At 51.1% G+C, this 15,290-nt stretch carries 22 protein-coding genes; 6 read left to right on the top strand and 16 right to left on the bottom strand.

Annotation, left to right across the window (positions count from 1 at the left end):
- Positions 1–413 precede the first annotated feature (413 nt).
- Positions 414–968 carry a gamma carbonic anhydrase family protein gene (locus M8014_RS11030; RefSeq protein ID WP_271282514.1) on the top strand — a complete coding sequence of 185 codons (555 nt, stop codon included), beginning with the start codon at positions 414–416 and terminating at the stop codon, positions 966–968.
- Here the strand turns inward: M8014_RS11030 and M8014_RS11035 are convergent.
- Genes M8014_RS11035 through dprA form a run of 6 tightly spaced genes read right to left on the bottom strand, consistent with a single transcriptional unit; the run spans position 944 to position 4,726 of the window.
- Entirely contained in the window at positions 944–1,192 is a 249-nt protein-coding gene (locus M8014_RS11035) for a DUF1488 family protein (protein ID WP_271282515.1), read from the bottom strand. The two genes, M8014_RS11030 and M8014_RS11035, sit on opposite strands and share 25 nt — an antisense overlap.
- Positions 1,189–2,007, bottom strand: coding sequence for a shikimate dehydrogenase (aroE, locus tag M8014_RS11040; RefSeq protein WP_271282516.1), 819 nt, complete (start codon positions 2,005–2,007; stop codon positions 1,189–1,191). The genes M8014_RS11035 and aroE overlap by 4 nt, the downstream gene beginning before the upstream one ends.
- 4 nt (positions 2,008–2,011) lie before the next feature.
- On the bottom strand, positions 2,012–2,584 hold the full coding sequence (tsaC, locus tag M8014_RS11045; RefSeq protein WP_271282517.1) for an L-threonylcarbamoyladenylate synthase type 1 TsaC: 573 nt from the start codon (positions 2,582–2,584) through the stop codon (positions 2,012–2,014).
- Positions 2,574–3,131 (bottom strand): DNA topoisomerase family protein, encoded by a 558-nt coding sequence (locus M8014_RS11050; RefSeq protein WP_271282518.1) that lies wholly within the window; start codon positions 3,129–3,131, stop codon positions 2,574–2,576. Before M8014_RS11050 ends, tsaC begins: the two co-directional genes overlap by 11 nt.
- A gap of 25 nt (positions 3,132–3,156) precedes the next feature.
- A complete protein-coding gene (smg, locus tag M8014_RS11055; RefSeq protein ID WP_271266488.1) occupies positions 3,157–3,630 on the bottom strand; it encodes a DUF494 family protein Smg in 474 nt (157 codons plus the stop codon).
- The gene (dprA, locus tag M8014_RS11060; RefSeq protein WP_271282519.1) at positions 3,602–4,726 is read right to left on the bottom strand and encodes a DNA-protecting protein DprA; all 1,125 of its coding nucleotides are present in this window, start codon (positions 4,724–4,726) and stop codon (positions 3,602–3,604) included. The genes smg and dprA overlap by 29 nt, the downstream gene beginning before the upstream one ends.
- A gap of 127 nt (positions 4,727–4,853) precedes the next feature.
- Here dprA and def point away from each other — a divergent pair, with 127 nt between their 5' ends.
- The 5 genes from def (at position 4,854) to mscL (ending at position 9,636) form a co-directional block, all read left to right on the top strand.
- Positions 4,854–5,363, top strand: coding sequence for a peptide deformylase (def, locus tag M8014_RS11065; protein ID WP_271282520.1), 510 nt, complete (start codon positions 4,854–4,856; stop codon positions 5,361–5,363).
- A gap of 25 nt (positions 5,364–5,388) precedes the next feature.
- The gene (gene fmt, locus M8014_RS11070) at positions 5,389–6,336 is read left to right on the top strand and encodes a methionyl-tRNA formyltransferase (protein WP_271282521.1); all 948 of its coding nucleotides are present in this window, start codon (positions 5,389–5,391) and stop codon (positions 6,334–6,336) included.
- Positions 6,337–6,388: 52 nt separating this feature from the next.
- A complete protein-coding gene (rsmB, locus tag M8014_RS11075; RefSeq protein WP_271282522.1) occupies positions 6,389–7,675 on the top strand; it encodes a 16S rRNA (cytosine(967)-C(5))-methyltransferase RsmB in 1,287 nt (428 codons plus the stop codon).
- Between the two features lie 22 nt (positions 7,676–7,697).
- Positions 7,698–9,074, top strand: coding sequence for a Trk system potassium transporter TrkA (gene trkA, locus M8014_RS11080; protein ID WP_271282523.1), 1,377 nt, complete (start codon positions 7,698–7,700; stop codon positions 9,072–9,074).
- Between the two features lie 145 nt (positions 9,075–9,219).
- Positions 9,220–9,636, top strand: coding sequence for a large-conductance mechanosensitive channel protein MscL (mscL, locus tag M8014_RS11085; RefSeq protein ID WP_271282524.1), 417 nt, complete (start codon positions 9,220–9,222; stop codon positions 9,634–9,636).
- Here mscL and M8014_RS11090 read toward each other — a convergent pair.
- The 10 genes from M8014_RS11090 to secY form a co-directional block, all read right to left on the bottom strand.
- Complete coding sequence (locus M8014_RS11090; protein ID WP_271282525.1) at positions 9,631–9,849, bottom strand: alternative ribosome-rescue factor A; 219 nt, start codon at positions 9,847–9,849, stop codon at positions 9,631–9,633. The two genes, mscL and M8014_RS11090, sit on opposite strands and share 6 nt — an antisense overlap.
- Before the next feature lie 55 nt (positions 9,850–9,904).
- Positions 9,905–10,330 carry a Zn(2+)-responsive transcriptional regulator gene (zntR, locus tag M8014_RS11095; protein ID WP_271282526.1) on the bottom strand — a complete coding sequence of 142 codons (426 nt, stop codon included), beginning with the start codon at positions 10,328–10,330 and terminating at the stop codon, positions 9,905–9,907.
- 2 nt (positions 10,331–10,332) lie between these two features.
- Positions 10,333–10,701: a DnaJ family domain-containing protein gene (locus M8014_RS11100; RefSeq protein ID WP_271282527.1), complete on the bottom strand. Its 369-nt coding sequence runs from the start codon at positions 10,699–10,701 to the stop codon at positions 10,333–10,335.
- 103 nt (positions 10,702–10,804) lie between these two features.
- Positions 10,805–11,191 carry a 50S ribosomal protein L17 gene (gene rplQ, locus M8014_RS11105; RefSeq protein WP_001216372.1) on the bottom strand — a complete coding sequence of 129 codons (387 nt, stop codon included), beginning with the start codon at positions 11,189–11,191 and terminating at the stop codon, positions 10,805–10,807.
- A 40-nt stretch (positions 11,192–11,231) separates the two neighbouring features.
- Complete coding sequence (locus M8014_RS11110; protein ID WP_002919219.1) at positions 11,232–12,221, bottom strand: DNA-directed RNA polymerase subunit alpha; 990 nt, start codon at positions 12,219–12,221, stop codon at positions 11,232–11,234.
- 25 nt (positions 12,222–12,246) lie between these two features.
- Entirely contained in the window at positions 12,247–12,867 is a 621-nt protein-coding gene (rpsD, locus tag M8014_RS11115; RefSeq protein ID WP_271266498.1) for a 30S ribosomal protein S4, read from the bottom strand.
- 34 nt (positions 12,868–12,901) lie between these two features.
- Positions 12,902–13,291 (bottom strand): 30S ribosomal protein S11, encoded by a 390-nt coding sequence (gene rpsK, locus M8014_RS11120; RefSeq protein WP_003863312.1) that lies wholly within the window; start codon positions 13,289–13,291, stop codon positions 12,902–12,904.
- 16 nt (positions 13,292–13,307) lie between these two features.
- Complete coding sequence (rpsM, locus tag M8014_RS11125; protein ID WP_003031135.1) at positions 13,308–13,664, bottom strand: 30S ribosomal protein S13; 357 nt, start codon at positions 13,662–13,664, stop codon at positions 13,308–13,310.
- A gap of 146 nt (positions 13,665–13,810) precedes the next feature.
- On the bottom strand, positions 13,811–13,927 hold the full coding sequence (rpmJ, locus tag M8014_RS11130) for a 50S ribosomal protein L36 (RefSeq protein ID WP_000868187.1): 117 nt from the start codon (positions 13,925–13,927) through the stop codon (positions 13,811–13,813).
- 31 nt (positions 13,928–13,958) lie between these two features.
- Positions 13,959–15,290 (bottom strand): preprotein translocase subunit SecY, encoded by a 1,332-nt coding sequence (gene secY / locus M8014_RS11135; RefSeq protein WP_271266499.1) that lies wholly within the window; start codon positions 15,288–15,290, stop codon positions 13,959–13,961.

The raw sequence follows: 15,290 nt of genomic DNA on the forward strand, positions 1-15,290 counted from the left end.
GGTATTCATTTTTCGTCTTGCGACGTTAAGAATCCATGTCACTTTGAGTGCCCACACAGATTGTCTGATAAATTGTTAAAGAGCAGTGCAACGCGGCGTTAAGCTCACCGTTGCGAGGTGGCGTATATTACGCTTTCCTCTTTCAGAGTCAAGCGTTTATTTTCGCTTTTCTCTTCAACCGAACCGGCTGTTTGTGTGAAGTGATTCACATCCGCCGTGTCGATGGAGGCGCATTATAGGGATCCCAGTTTTTAGCACAAGCATTTTTTCGATCTTTTCTTTCGACTGCTTTTTTTTCGTCCTTTTCGATGGAATACCACCCGATCCGTTCAAATATTGACATATTTCCCTCTTGATCAAGCTGAATAATCCGATCAAAGTCTTCTATATAATGATCATCAGTAGAGGTTGATATGTCTTCAGTACTCCGTCCTTATAAAGATCTGTTCCCGCAACAAGGCGATCGCGTCATGATCGACAGCAGTAGCGTGGTCATTGGTGATGTCCGAATGGATGACGACGTCAGTATCTGGCCACTGGTCGCCATCCGCGGTGATGTCAATTATGTCGCAATCGGCGCACGCACCAATATTCAGGACGGTAGCGTTCTGCATGTCACCCATCGATCGTCCTACAATCCTGAAGGCAATCCGCTGATCGTTGGCGAAGATGTCACCGTCGGCCATAAGGTCATGCTCCACGGCTGCACGATCGGTAATCGGGTTCTGGTGGGTATGGGTTCAATTTTGCTGGATGGTGTCGTGATAGAAGATGATGTGATGATTGGTGCAGGCAGCCTGGTCCCGCAAAACAAACGACTTGAGAGTGGCTTTCTCTATTTAGGTAGCCCGGTTAAGCAGATCCGCCCCCTTACGGAAGCGGAAAAGGAAGGTTTGAAGTATTCAGCCAATAATTACGTTAAGTGGAAGAATGACTATCTGAATCAGGAGAGCCAGAACCAGCCCTGATCGTCATCCTGACCCTCGCGGATCGCATCGCTGGCTTCTTCTTCCAGATCCCAGCGATGATCGCGAAACGCGTTCAGCGCAGCGACATCGCCAAAACGATGCTTCAGCGTTGCGCCTGTAATGGCGCACATTACTAGCATGCCGTTTACCAGCGCCGGGAAGCAGACCGCTGACTTTTCTTCATCCCAATGCTCCCGCTCAGGGAACTGGATCGCCTGGTTCATGCAGAAAGTTCCTGCTTGAGCGTTTCAATTACCGGCTCTACCGCCGGTAATACGCCGTGCCAGAGCATCACCGCATGCGCGGCCTGACCCACCAGCATACCCAAACCATCAGCGAGATGGTTTGCCCCCTGCTGTTCACACCAGCTCAGAAACGGTGTTCTGCCTTTCTGATAAAACATGTCATAGCAGTGGACATGTGGGTTAACTAATGAAGAAGGGATCGCAGGTACATCACCGCCGAGACCGCTGGAGGTGGCATTAATGATAAGGTCAAACTCATGTCCGCTTAAGGCATCCATAGCAACGGCATGAATGCTGCCGGTATGAGCAAAAAGCGTAGCCAGATCTTCCGCGCGGGAATATGTTCGATTGGTGATGGTGACCGCACAATCCAGCGAGAGCAGAGGCAAAATCACTCCACGCGATGCGCCACCCGCACCAATCAGCAGGATCCGCGCCCGGGGTTTGATAAATGACAGCCGTTCCAGATCGCTCAATAAACCAATGCCGTCGGTGTTGTCCCCCAGAATTCGACCATCTTCCAGGCGCTTTAGCGTATTCACAGCACCAGCAAGAGACGCGCGTTCAGTTAATTCATCGGCACGTTCAAAGGCCTCTTCTTTAAAAGGCACGGTAACGTTCGCCCCTTTACCTCCTTGCGCGAAGAAAGCATCCAACGTTGTCACAAACGCGTCGACAGGCGCCAGTATGCGACCATAAGGATGCTCAATGTGTAGTTGCTGCGCGAATTGCTGATGAATAAAGGGCGACTTGCTGTGTGCAATGGGATTACCAAAAACGGCATACGTTTCCATCTTATTACCCCTGGCGAAAACGTTCGCCGGTTAAAGCATCGCGGATTTCTGACGGGTTCAGGCGCCCACCGGTATCACCGATAATGACGGGAAAGTCAGGGCCAAACTGCGCCAGTACGTCATCGGCTGTACGACAAGGCGGCAATCCTGTCAGATTGGCGCTGGTAGAGACCAGCGGCTTACCAAACGCATTACACAATTCGATAACCAATGGGTGGTCCGTCACGCGAACGGCAAGCGAGTCAAAACGCCCTGTCAGCCAGCGCGGTGTGGTCGGCAGCGCCGGGAAGACAAACGTCACTGGCCCCGGCCAGGCGGCAAAGATTGACTCACGCTGAACTGGCGTCAGCATAGAATCATCAATATAAGGTTTTAGTTGTTCGAAGCGGGAAGCAATTAAAATGAGGCCTTTCTCTACGGGCCTCTGTTTTAACGCTAATAAACGGCTAACGGCTGTTTCACTGTCAGGATCGCAACCGACCCCAAAAACAGCTTCTGTTGGATAGGCGATGACTTCTTCTTTATTCAGTACGTCCACCGCATGTGCGATAGAGCCTGATGGCAGGTTATTCTTCACTATTTTGATCCGCCGGAACCGGCTTTCCACATTGTTTACTGGCACAGAAGCGCTTAACGCCTTGCGCGGTTTTCTTTTCGATAAGTAGCGAGTACTGGCACTCAGGACAACATCCCGCTACCGGTTTGAAATTGGTCACGAACTGACATTCAGGATAACGATCGCAGGAATAAAATGTCTTACCGTAACGCGATCGCCGTTGAACAAGATGCCCACTTTCGCACTGCGGGCAGGCTAACGCCGTTTCATCGGGCTTATCAATTTGCTCTGTATGTCCACATTCAGGATAGCGGCAGCAGCCAATAAACATGCCGAAGCGCCCCTGGCGCAGCGCCAAATCGCCACCACATTGCGGGCACACCTGTCCCTCCAGAATCTTAACAATATGGCCGTCCGCCTGATTTTTCAGGGGACGGACATAATCACATTCTGGAAAGTGTGAACAACCGAGAAACGGCCCGTGTTTACCGGACCGGATAACAAGTTCTGCCCCGCACTGCGGACAGGGCTCGTTTTTATGCACCGTAAATAGTGCTGATTTGGCCATAACAACTCTTGGTGCTGCTGATGAATTAATGCAGCATACCTTCATTCACTTCAAAGAGTAATTCTTCCATTTGCTGATAGGCATTTTCACAGCCTGGAATATTGAACAGAACCATCAGGATGACCCATTTCAGATCTTCCAGCTCAAATTCTGCCGTATCCAGAGCCATAACGCGTTCTATCACCATTTCACGCGTTTCGAGGTTGAGCACCTGAATTTGCTCGAGGAATAAAATGAATCCCCGGCAACTCGCATCCAGCCTTTCACATTCATCAGCCGTATAGATGCGTACAGACAGCGGATCGGAAACCAACTGCATCGGTTCGGCGAGGCCTTCCTGATAATCAGCCAGTTTTTCGAGCCATATTAACGCGTTGTAAATATCTTCCCGTTCAAAACCCGCATCAGTAAGATCGCGCGTAAGTTTGTCCTGATCCACGCGCGCTTCAGCTTCGTTATGGATGTAAGTCTCAAACAAATACATCAGTACGTCGAACATGGCTTGCCCTCCTTAATCGGACATAGCCGCCGGGTACAGCTGCGATCCATCCTGCTAACTCCAGTTCCAGTAGCTGTGCTACCGTTACTGGCACAGATTGGCCGGCACGTTCAGCGACAACGTCAACAGGTGTTACCTCATCTCCTACGTTAGCCAGGAGCTCAGGAAATGGCAATGCTACCTGGTCTTGATCTGATAAATTAAGTCTATTCTCGGGTTCATTCGCAAGCCAATTGAAGCTGGATCGCAAACTGTCCAGAATGTCCTCTGCCGCAGTAACGGGCGTGGCCCCTTGCTTGATCAGCCAATGCGGCCCTTCACATCCTGGGTTACCCACTGCCCCCGGCAAAGCAAAAACTTCACGTCCCTGTTCAAGGGCGCATTTTGCGGTAACAAGCGACCCGCTGCGCAGCATCGCTTCAATAACAAAAACCCCCTGGCTCAATCCACTGATGATGCGATTACGACGAGGAAAGTTGCGTGGCCAGGGCGGGGTTGCGAGAGAGAACTCTGAAACGACAGCGCCACCGCTCGCGACCAAGTTCTCAGCCAGCGATGCATGACGACGAGGGTAGACGCTTGAAAGGCCATTACCTAATACCGCCACGCTTTTTCCCTTAACGGTTAGCGCCGCGCGGTGAGCGACCCCATCGATCCCACATGCCAGACCGCTGGTAATGGTAAGCCCAGCCAGGGCCAATTGTTCACAGAAGATCTTTCCCCAGCGCTCGCCATACCAGGAGTGTGAACGGCTGCCGACCACAGCCAGTTGCAGACTGCCCAGTACCGAGGGATCGCCCTTCACGAAAAGCGCGCCGGGGTAATCGGTAATCGCCCGTAACTGTGCTGGGTAGGCAGAGTGATCTGCGCAGATCAGATGCTGTCCCGGCTCTGCAAGCCAGTCCATATTGCGTTCAATTTCTCGCGGTGAAATGGAAAAAAACGCCTCAATTTGCTTTTGCGTGAGCCCAGCCACCGCCAACACAGCGCTATCAATATGGGCTTCGCGCTGCAATTTTTGCGCGAGCACCACCATCTTATCGCCGTACAGTTCTCCAATGTTTATCAGGCGTAACCAAATCTCTGTGGATGTCATCCTTTCCCCTGCCACAAGCAGCTATAGCAATCTTTGCGATTGGTCAGTGATGCTGTCAATCAGAGGGGGATTTGTCTAGAATAGAGGTAATATTCTTTTCAACTCCTGAACACGACTCTGGAAATATATGGCAGTTTTGCAAGTGTTACATATCCCGGACGAGCGCCTTCGCAAAGTCGCCGAGCCGGTTAAAGAAGTGAATGCAGAAACTCAGCGTATCATCGATGATATGTTCGATACGATGTACGCTGAAGAGGGCATTGGTCTCGCCGCTACGCAGGTTGATATTCACCAGCGCATCATCGTGATCGACGTTTCTGAAAACCGGGAAGAACGTCTGGTATTGATTAACCCCGAGCTGCTGGAAAAATGGGGCGAAACAGGGATTGAAGAAGGTTGCCTCTCTATTCCTGAGCAGCGCGCCCTGGTGCCTCGTGCAGAAAAAGTTAAAATCCGTGCGCTCGATCGCGACGGTAAGCCGTTTGAAATGGAAGCGGACGATCTGCTGGCAATCTGCATTCAGCATGAGATGGATCATCTGGTCGGTAAACTCTTTATCGATTATCTCTCGCCAATGAAACAGCAGCGCATTCGTCAGAAAGTAGAGAAACTGGATCGCCTGCGCACCCGCGCATAACGTGACCCCGGATACAAGGATTAACGTGTCTACATCACTACGTATCATCTTCGCAGGAACCCCCGACTTTGCAGCGCGTCATCTGGATGCGCTGTTGTCGTCTGGCCATCAGGTTGTTGGCGTCTTTACTCAGCCCGATCGCCCTGCTGGCCGCGGTAAAAAATTGATGCCAAGCCCGGTTAAGGTGCTGGCGGAAGAACATGGCTTACCGGTGTTTCAGCCAGCTTCATTGCGCCCGCAGGAAAACCAGCAGCTGGTTGCTGAATTAAACGCAGATGTCATGGTCGTTGTGGCATACGGCTTAATCCTGCCAAAAGCGGTGCTTGAGATGCCGCGTCTGGGTTGCATTAATGTCCACGGTTCTCTGCTGCCACGCTGGCGTGGTGCTGCACCCATTCAGCGTTCGCTGTGGGCCGGCGATGCCAACACCGGCGTGACGATTATGCAGATGGATGTGGGTCTGGATACCGGCGACATGCTGTATAAGCTCTCCTGTCCCATTGCTGCCGACGATACCAGCGCCACGCTGTATGACAAACTGGCAGAGCTCGGGCCGAAGGGTCTTATTGATACGCTGCAACAGCTGGCCGACAATACCACCCGTCCTGAAGTCCAGGACGAAGCGTTGGTCACCTATGCCGAGAAACTCAGTAAAGAAGAGGCCCGTCTCGACTGGTCACTCTCTGCTGCTCAGCTTGAACGCTGCATCCGGGCATTTAATCCCTGGCCGATGAGCTGGCTGGAAATCGACGGGCAACCCGTAAAAGTCTGGCAAGCCTCGGTTATTGCTGGCCAGTCGACTGCCGCGCCCGGCACCATTATTGACGCAAGCAAGCAAGGTATTCAGGTAGCAACTGTTGAAGGGATCCTGAATCTGGAATCCTTACAACCTGCAGGCAAAAAAGCCATGAGTGCGCAGGATCTTCTGAACTCCCGTCGTGAATGGTTTACACCTGGTAATTGTCTCGCCTGAGATCATCTCAATTTAAGGCCCGGAGTTTCCGGGCATTTTTATTTTTGTGGTTATGAAAAAACAAAACTTACGCAGCCTGGCAGCCCAGGCGATTGAGCAAGTGGTCGAGCAGGGTCAGTCATTGAGCAATGTCCTGCCACCGTTCCAGCAAAAAGTCTCTGATAAAGATAAAGCCCTGCTTCAGGAGTTGTGCTTTGGTGTTCTGCGCACGTTGCCACAGCTGGAGTGGCTGATCGGTAAACTGATGTCGCGCCCGATGACGGGTAAGCAGCGCGTGTTGCATTATCTGATCATGGTTGGCTTCTATCAGTTGCTGCATACTCGTATTCCGCCTCACGCCGCGCTGGCAGAGACCGTTGAAGGCGCAGTGGCAGTGAAGCGTCCGCAGCTCAAAGGGCTGATCAACGGTGTATTACGCCAGTTTCAGCGTCAGCAAGATGAACTGCTGGCTGAATTTTCACGCTCAGAAAAACGCTTCCTGCATCCTGACTGGTTGCTAAAACGTCTGCAAAAAGCCTATCCGCAGAAGTGGGAAGCCATTGTAGAAGCTAACAACCTTCGTCCGCCAATGTGGCTGCGCGTCAACCGTAACCATCATTCCCGCGATGCCTGGCTGGCGCTGCTGGAAGAGGCGGGGATGAGTGGATTTACCCATCCGGATTATAGCGATGCGGTCCGTCTGGCAGCCCCCACTTCTGTTCTTGCGCTTCCGGGCTTTGAACAAGGCTGGGTCACCGTTCAGGATGCTTCTGCTCAGGGTTGTATGAACTTCCTCGAGCCGCAAAACGGTGAGCGTATTCTTGACCTGTGCGCAGCGCCGGGCGGTAAAACAACACATATCCTTGAAGTCGCCCCGCAGGCCAGCGTGATGGCCGTCGATATTGATGAGCAGCGTCTTTCTCGCGTTTACGACAACCTTAAGCGTCTGGGAATGAAAGCCGAGGTCAAACAGGGTGACGGGCGTAAGCCCGACCAGTGGTGTGGCGATGAACAGTTCGATCGCATTTTGCTGGATGCCCCCTGCTCCGCCACTGGCGTTATTCGACGTCATCCAGATATTAAATGGCTGCGTCGCGATCGCGATATTAACGAACTGGCGCAGCTACAGGCGGAGATCCTTGATGCGGTATGGCCACATCTGAAATCAGGCGGAACGCTGGTTTATGCCACCTGTTCCGTGCTGCCAGAAGAGAACAGCCTACAGATCGCAGCGTTCCTGAAGCGCACCCCTGATGCCCACTTGCAGACAACCGGTACGTCGGAACATCCCGGCAAACAGAACCTGCCTGGCGTAGAAGAAGGCGACGGCTTCTTTTACGCTAAGCTAATCAAAGCGTGATGTTGATAACGGGTCACATGATATGAAGATAATCATTCTGGGCGCGGGGCAGGTCGGCGGTACGCTGGCTGAAAACCTGGTCGGTGAGAATAATGACATCACCATTGTCGATACCAATGGCGATCGTTTGCGCAGCCTGCAGGATAAGTTTGATTTGCGCGTTGTTCAGGGGCATGGTTCCCATCCCCGCGTGCTGCGTGAAGCTGGCGCGGATGATGCCGACATGCTGGTTGCCGTCACCAGTTCAGATGAAACCAATATGGTGGCTTGTCAGGTGGCCTATTCGTTATTCAACACGCCTAACCGTATCGCGCGTATCCGTTCCCCGGACTATATCCGTGATGCCGATAAGCTGTTTAATTCCGACGCAGTGCCTATCGACCATTTAATCGCGCCAGAACAGCTGGTTATCGACAGTATTTACCGACTGATTGAGTATCCAGGTGCGCTGCAGGTGGTTAATTTCGCGGAAGGTAAAGTCAGCCTTGCCGTGGTCAAAGCCTATTACGGTGGCCCGCTGATTGGTAACGCGCTTTCCACAATGCGCGAGCATATGCCGCATATTGATACGCGAGTTGCCGCGATTTTCCGTCACGATCGTCCCATCAGACCGCAAGGTTCAACCATTGTTGAAGCCGGGGATGAGGTCTTCTTTATCGCCGCATCCCAGCATATTCGCGCGGTGATGAGCGAGCTGCAGCGGCTCGAGAAACCGTATAAACGTATCATGCTGGTTGGCGGGGGTAATATCGGTGCCGGTCTGGCTCGGCAGCTAGAAAAAGATTACAGCGTTAAACTGATCGAACGCGATCAACAGCGGGCCTCAGAGCTGGCAGAAAAGCTACAGAATACGATCGTCTTTTATGGCGATGCATCGGATCAAGAGCTGCTTGCCGAAGAGCACATCGATCAAGTTGATCTTTTCATTGCTGTGACCAACGATGACGAAGCTAATATCATGTCAGCAATGCTGGCAAAACGCATGGGTGCAAAAAAGGTTATGGTGCTTATCCAGCGTCGGGCCTATGTCGATCTGGTCCAGGGAAGCGTTATTGATATTGCTATTTCGCCCCAGCAGGCCACCATCTCCGCTCTGCTGAGTCATGTGCGTAAGGCCGATATTGTCGGCGTTTCCTCCCTGCGACGTGGGGTGGCAGAGGCCATCGAGGCCGTTGCGCACGGGGATGAGAGCACCTCCCGCGTAGTGGGACGTACCATCGATGAGATTAAGCTTCCGCCGGGCACCATCATTGGCGCCGTTGTCCGCGGTAATGATGTGATGATCGCCAACGATAATTTGCGTATTGAACAGGGCGATCACGTCATTATGTTCCTGACGGACAAAAAATTTATTACCGACGTCGAGCGCTTATTCCAGCCAAGTCCTTTCTTCCTGTAATCCTCCGGAGGGCTGCATACCGCCCTCCTGTCTTTAACCCAATAATATGTAAGGGTTAAATTATTATGACGTCTGCTTATCCTCAATGGCAATTAGCTAATCCTTTGTTAAACTTAAACCCATTGGATGGCACAAGGAGAAGAAAATGAGTTTTGTTAAAGAGTTTCGCGAATTTGCGATGCGTGGGAATGTCGTGGATTTGGCAGTGGGTGTGATCATTGGTGCAGCGTTCGGTAAGATCGTTTCCTCGCTGGTTGCCGATATCATCATGCCACCGCTGGGGCTGCTGATCGGTGGCATTGATTTCAAACAATTCGCCGTAACCTTACGTGCTGCGCAAGGCGATATTCCGCCAGTGGTCATGCACTACGGGGTATTCATTCAGAACGTTTTTGATTTTGTGATCGTTGCCTTTGCCATTTTTATGGCTATCAAGCTTATCAATCGACTGAATCGCAAGAAAAAAGAAGAACCCGCTGCACCGCCTGCTCCAACGAAAGAAGAAGTCTTGCTGACTGAAATCCGCGACTTACTGAAGGTACAGAATAACCGTACCCTATAAGACGCATGAAACAAGAAGGCCAGTGGTAAGAAAGCGATTTGCTTGCTTGCCACTGGCCTCCCAGTTACCCCGTTTCGCATGTTTTGTTTTGCGCAGATAACTTCCTTTCCCTTTCTTATTCTTCTCAATTCGTTGTCTGAATAACGGATCGTGCAGAAGGGCTTCAATCGCATTATCGTTGATCTGCCCTTTCGTGTGCTGATAGCGGCTCATAATTTCTCCATTGCATAAAATGTCAACGCGAGTGTAGAAGCAGCGGTGAGTAAAATCAACAACCGCGAGCTTCTCCATTTGCACCCTGTTCGAGAGTTTCCAGAATTGAGCAGTAAACGCTGCTGTGAGAAGTGCCACAACAGGCATCATTTAAGCGTTGCAGTGACAGGCGCATAGCTTGTAACTCTTCAATTCGCGCTTCGACCTCATTGAGTCTCGCCTGAACGATGCTTTTCGATTCCTGGCAGGTATGATGTTGAGGATCGATGCGGATCGACAGCAGCTCACGGATCGATTCCAACGTAAACCCTAGCTGACGGGCATGACGGATAAACTTCAGACGCTGGAGATCTTTGTCGGTATACAACCGAAAACCACCCTCCGTACGCACTTCATGCTCCATCATCTGCTGTTTCTCATAATAGCGGATAGTGTCAGGGGTGACGCCTGCCAGCTTTGCGATCTCACCAATCCGATACATTGCTACTCCTCGTTGAGTTTTTGTATAAGCCTGCCGGAATAATCTCCCTGCAGGAAATCAGTGCTGATGCCGGCCTGGCGTAGCTTAAGTTCAAGCAGGGCGAGGCGACGACGATACTCCGTGTAATCCGCAGATTCTTGTCTGACTGTACTTAATAACCGGGCAAGCTCGACGGCTTCTTTACGCTGCTCCAGCTCCGGTGGCAAACAGCCTGCATTTTTCAGCATACGATATCCGGCGCGAAGATCGGCGGGGACATGCGAATCATCGTCAAGAATCAACGGTTCACCGCTGCCTTGCAGATTATCGAATTCACCTTTGCGTTGAGCATCAAGAATATGCCGCTCTGCCCACTGGTCGAGTAACCACATTGCAAATTACCGCAGCAAACGAAGAAAGGATTATTGTAGGTAAGTGGGGGTGGGATGAACATAAAAAAACCCGCCGAAGCGGGTTTCTTCATGTTACTACAGATTACTCTGCAGCAGCTTCTGCTTTCGATTCTGAACGATCAACCAGCTCGATGTAAGCCATCGGAGCGTTGTCGCCTGCACGGAAGCCACACTTAAGAATACGAGTGTAACCACCTGCACGGCTCGCGAAACGCGGACCCAGTTCGTTAAACAGTTTTGCCACGATCTCGTTATCACGAGTACGGGCGAATGCCAGACGACGATTAGCAACGCTGTCAGTCTTGGCAAGAGTAATCAGCGGCTCAACTACGCGACGCAGCTCTTTCGCTTTAGGCAGGGTCGTCTTGATGATTTCATGACGAACCAGTGAACCTGCCATGTTGCGGAACATAGCCTGGCGATGGCTGCTGTTGCGGTTCAGTTGACGACCACTCTTACGATGGCGCATGACCTTATCCTTCTCAGTAAAACCTTAACCTGTGATCCGGTTACTCGTCAGCAATGCTTGCCGGTGGCCAGTTTTCCAGGCGCATGCCCAGAGACAAACCACGCGAAGCCAGCACATCTTTAATCTCGGTAAGAGATTTTTTACCCAGGTTAGGCGTCTTAAGAAGCTCAACCTCGGTACGCTGTACCAGATCACCGATATAGTGGATAGCTTCTGCCTTAAGGCAGTTAGCAGAGCGGACAGTCAATTCCAGATCGTCAACAGGGCGCAGCAGGATCGGATCGAATTCTGGTTTCTCTTCTTTCACTTCCGGCTGACGTACATCACGTAAGTCAACGAAAGCTTCAAGTTGTTCTGCCAGGATGGTTGCCGCACGACGAATCGCCTCTTCAGGATCGATTGTGCCGTTGGTTTCCATTTCGATGACCAGCTTGTCCAGGTCGGTACGCTGTTCTACACGCGCTGCTTCAACATTGTAGGCAATACGCTCTACAGGGCTGTAGCAGGCGTCGACCAGCAGACGGCCGATTGGGCGCTCATCTTCTTCCGAATGAATTCGGGCAGAAGCCGGCACATAACCGCGACCGCGCTGAACTTTGATACGCATGCTAATAGCTGCGTTCTCATCAGTCAGGTGGCAGATCACGTGCTGCGGCTTGACGATTTCGACATCACCGTCGTGGGTAATGTCGGCTGCAGTCACAGGGCCAATGCCAGATTTATTCAGAGTAAGAATAACTTCATCTTTCCCCTGAACTCTCACCGCCAGCCCTTTCAGGTTGAGCAGGATTTCCAGGATATCTTCCTGAACGCCTTCTTTGGTGCTGTACTCATGAAGTACACCATCAATCTCAACCTCGGTCACCGCACAACCCGGCATCGATGAGAGCAGAATACGGCGCAGTGCGTTACCCAGAGTATGGCCAAAGCCACGCTCTAAAGGCTCAAGGGTCACCTTGGCGTGCGTCGAACTCACTTGCTCGATATCTACCAGGCGCGGTTTTAGAAACTCTGTCACAGAACCCTGCATTGTGTCCTCTCTTTGGTACTAAGCTTTACTTGGAGTAAAGCTCGACGATCAGGTGTTCGTTAATGTCCGCAGACAGATCAGAACGTTCTGGCTGACGCTTGAACGTGCCTTCCATCTTGCCAGCATCAACTTCCAGCCAGGTTGGCTTTTCACGCTGCTCAGCCAGCTCCAGAGCGGCTTTCACGCGAGATTGCTTTTTCGCTTTCTCACGAATGCTAACAACGTCATTCGCTTTAACCTGATAAGAAGCGATGTTAACAACACGACCGTTTACCATGATTGCTTTATGGCTAACCATCTGACGTGCTTCAGCACGAGTAGCGCCAAAGCCCATACGGTATACAACGTTGTCCAGACGACCTTCCAGCAGAGCCAACAGGTTTTCACCAGTGTTGCCTTTCAGACGTGCTGCTTCTTTATAGTAGTTACGGAACTGACGCTCCAGCACACCGTAGATACGGCGAACTTTCTGCTTTTCACGCAACTGCACACCATAGTCAGACAGACGCGGTTTACGCGCACCGTGCTGGCCAGGAGCTTGTTCAATTTTACACTTGGTATCGATCGCGCGAACGCCAGACTTAAGGAATAAGTCGGTGCCCTCACGACGGCTCAGCTTGAGCTTAGGACCCAAATATCTTGCCATTTTCTATCTCCAACAATCCTAGAAAACGTAAGCGTTATACGCGACGTTTTTTCGGCGGACGACAACCGTTATGAGGGATCGGAGTCACATCAGTAATATTAGTGATGCGGAAACCAGCGGCGTTCAGAGCACGAACGGTAGATTCGCGACCCGGACCCGGACCTTTTACCATAACTTCCAGATTCTTGATGCCGTATTCTTTTACGGCTTCAGCGCAACGCTCTGCTGCAACCTGAGCTGCGAACGGAGTTGATTTGCGTGAACCACGGAAACCGGAACCACCGGCAGTTGCCCAACCCAGTGCGTTACCCTGACGATCAGTAATAGTAACGATGGTGTTGTTGAAAGAAGCATGGATATGAGCCACGCCGTCAGAGACTTGTTTTCTTACACGCTTACGTGCACGAACTGGTGCCTTTGCCATTATTCAATCACCCCGATTATTTCTTGATCGGTTTGCGCGGACCCTTACGGGTACGTGCGTTGGTCTTGGTACGCTGGCCGCGAACCGGGAGACCACGACGATGACGCAAACCGCGATAGCAACCAAGATCCATAAGACGCTTGATGCTCATGCTAACTTCACGGCGCAGATCACCTTCAACGACAAATTTGGCAACTTCGTCACGCAGCGTGTCGATTTGTTCTTCAGACAGCTCACTGATCTTAACATCTTCAGCGATACCCGCTGCAGCCAGAATGGCTTTAGAACGGGTCTTGCCGACGCCGTAGATCGAAGTTAATGCGATCACAGCATGTTTCTGATCAGGAATGTTAATGCCTGCTATACGGGCCACTATGCACTCCTACTATTTAATATGTACGCACCATGCTGAAAAGCCCGTTTTCAGGATACTCAAATGGAAACGTACAGACATACAAAAGATTGGCTGGCTAATCTAGCCAGCTCAACCCAACTTTGCAAGAAAAATATGCGAAATAATCAGCCTTGGCGCTGTTTATGCTTCGGCTCGGCACTGCAAATCACACGGATGACACCATCACGCTTAACGATTTTGCAGTTACGGCATAATTTCTTGACGGAAGCACGAACTTTCATTTTTACTCTCCGTAACTTCTCGGGCGACCAGTTATCGGCCGTAGCCTTTCAGGTTCGCCTTCTTCAATGCAGACTCGTACTGACTTGACATCATCAGAGTTTGCACTTGAGCCATAAAGTCCATAATGACGACAACAACGATAAGCAGCGAGGTTCCACCGAAGTAGAACGGCACTTTCATTGCATCACGCATGAACTCCGGGATCAGGCAAATAAAAGTAATATAAAGCGCACCAACCAAAGTCAGGCGAGTCATTACTTTATCGATATACTTCGCCGTTTGCTCTCCCGGACGAATTCCTGGTACAAATGCACCGGACTTCTTCAGGTTATCTGCTGTTTCACGTGGGTTGAAGACCAACGCCGTATAGAAGAAACAGAAGAAGATGATCGCAGACGCATAGAGTAACACATAAAGTGGTTGCCCAGGCTGCAAATACAGCGAAATTGTTGTCAGCCAGTTCCAACCAGTTCCGCCCCCGAACCATGACGCGATGGTTGCTGGGAACAGAATAATACTGGAAGCGAAGATTGCCGGGATTACCCCTGCCATATTCACTTTCAGCGGCAAATGTGTGCTCTGTGCAGCATATACACGACGGCCTTGCTGACGTTTAGCGTAGTTCACCACAATGCGGCGTTGACCACGTTCAACGAAGATAACAAAGAACGTCACTGCAAATACTAATACTGCAACCAACAGCAACAGGAGGAAGTGCAGGTCGCCTTGACGCGCTTGCTCGATAGTGTGGGCAATGGCTGGCGGGAGTCCCGCAACGATACCAGCGAAGATAATGATCGAGATACCGTTACCGATACCACGTTCAGTAATCTGTTCGCCGAGCCACATCAGGAACATTGTTCCTGAGACCAGACTTACAACAGCGGTGAAATAGAATGCAAAGCCTGGGTTAATAACCAGGCCCTGCATACCAGGCATATTCGGTAGACCGGTAGCAATACCGATCGACTGGAATATCGCCAGCACCAGAGTGCCGTAACGGGTGTACTGGCTGATCTTACGACGACCAGACTCCCCTTCTTTCTTCAGTTCTGCCAGGGCCGGATGAACGACCGTCAGCAGCTGGATAATGATCGATGCCGAAATGTACGGCATGATACCCAGAGCAAAGATTGAAGCACGGCTGAGAGCACCACCAGAGAACATGTTAAACATTTCAATGATAGTGCCTCGCTGTTGCTCAAGCAGTTTGGCAAGTACAGTGGCATCAATACCAGGGATCGGAATAAAAGAGCCAATACGGAACACAATCAGTGCACCGATCACAAACAAAAGTCTGCGCTTCAGTTCACCAAGCCCACCTTTGGCACTTTGAAAATCTAATCCCGGTTGTTTAGCCAT

The sequence above is a fragment of the Silvania hatchlandensis genome (genome assembly GCF_025564065.1).
Taxonomy (GTDB): domain Bacteria; phylum Pseudomonadota; class Gammaproteobacteria; order Enterobacterales; family Enterobacteriaceae; genus Enterobacter; species Enterobacter hatchlandensis.

Bases quoted from the DNA above. Each gene is read 5' to 3' on its own strand.
- rsmB (WP_271282522.1), top strand. From the start codon at position 6,389: ATGAAAAAACAAAACTTACGCAGCCTGGCAGCCCAGGCGATTGAGCAA.
- secY (WP_271266499.1), bottom strand. From the start codon at position 15,290: ATGGCTAAACAACCGGGATTAGATTTTCAAAGTGCCAAAGGTGGGCTT.
- M8014_RS11100 (WP_271282527.1), bottom strand. From the start codon at position 10,701: ATGTGGTTACTCGACCAGTGGGCAGAGCGGCATATTCTTGATGCTCAA.
- trkA (WP_271282523.1), top strand. From the start codon at position 7,698: ATGAAGATAATCATTCTGGGCGCGGGGCAGGTCGGCGGTACGCTGGCT.
- M8014_RS11090 (WP_271282525.1), bottom strand. From the start codon at position 9,849: ATGAGCCGCTATCAGCACACGAAAGGGCAGATCAACGATAATGCGATT.
- aroE (WP_271282516.1), bottom strand. From the start codon at position 2,007: ATGGAAACGTATGCCGTTTTTGGTAATCCCATTGCACACAGCAAGTCG.
- mscL (WP_271282524.1), top strand. From the start codon at position 9,220: ATGAGTTTTGTTAAAGAGTTTCGCGAATTTGCGATGCGTGGGAATGTC.
- M8014_RS11110 (WP_002919219.1), bottom strand. From the start codon at position 12,221: ATGCAGGGTTCTGTGACAGAGTTTCTAAAACCGCGCCTGGTAGATATC.
- M8014_RS11030 (WP_271282514.1), top strand. From the start codon at position 414: ATGTCTTCAGTACTCCGTCCTTATAAAGATCTGTTCCCGCAACAAGGC.
- rpmJ (WP_000868187.1), bottom strand. From the start codon at position 13,927: ATGAAAGTTCGTGCTTCCGTCAAGAAATTATGCCGTAACTGCAAAATC.
- rplQ (WP_001216372.1), bottom strand. From the start codon at position 11,191: ATGCGCCATCGTAAGAGTGGTCGTCAACTGAACCGCAACAGCAGCCAT.
- rpsK (WP_003863312.1), bottom strand. From the start codon at position 13,291: ATGGCAAAGGCACCAGTTCGTGCACGTAAGCGTGTAAGAAAACAAGTC.
- smg (WP_271266488.1), bottom strand. From the start codon at position 3,630: ATGTTCGACGTACTGATGTATTTGTTTGAGACTTACATCCATAACGAA.
- M8014_RS11050 (WP_271282518.1), bottom strand. From the start codon at position 3,131: ATGGCCAAATCAGCACTATTTACGGTGCATAAAAACGAGCCCTGTCCG.
- zntR (WP_271282526.1), bottom strand. From the start codon at position 10,330: ATGTATCGGATTGGTGAGATCGCAAAGCTGGCAGGCGTCACCCCTGAC.
- def (WP_271282520.1), top strand. From the start codon at position 4,854: ATGGCAGTTTTGCAAGTGTTACATATCCCGGACGAGCGCCTTCGCAAA.
- dprA (WP_271282519.1), bottom strand. From the start codon at position 4,726: ATGACATCCACAGAGATTTGGTTACGCCTGATAAACATTGGAGAACTG.
- M8014_RS11035 (WP_271282515.1), bottom strand. From the start codon at position 1,192: ATGAACCAGGCGATCCAGTTCCCTGAGCGGGAGCATTGGGATGAAGAA.
- rpsD (WP_271266498.1), bottom strand. From the start codon at position 12,867: ATGGCAAGATATTTGGGTCCTAAGCTCAAGCTGAGCCGTCGTGAGGGC.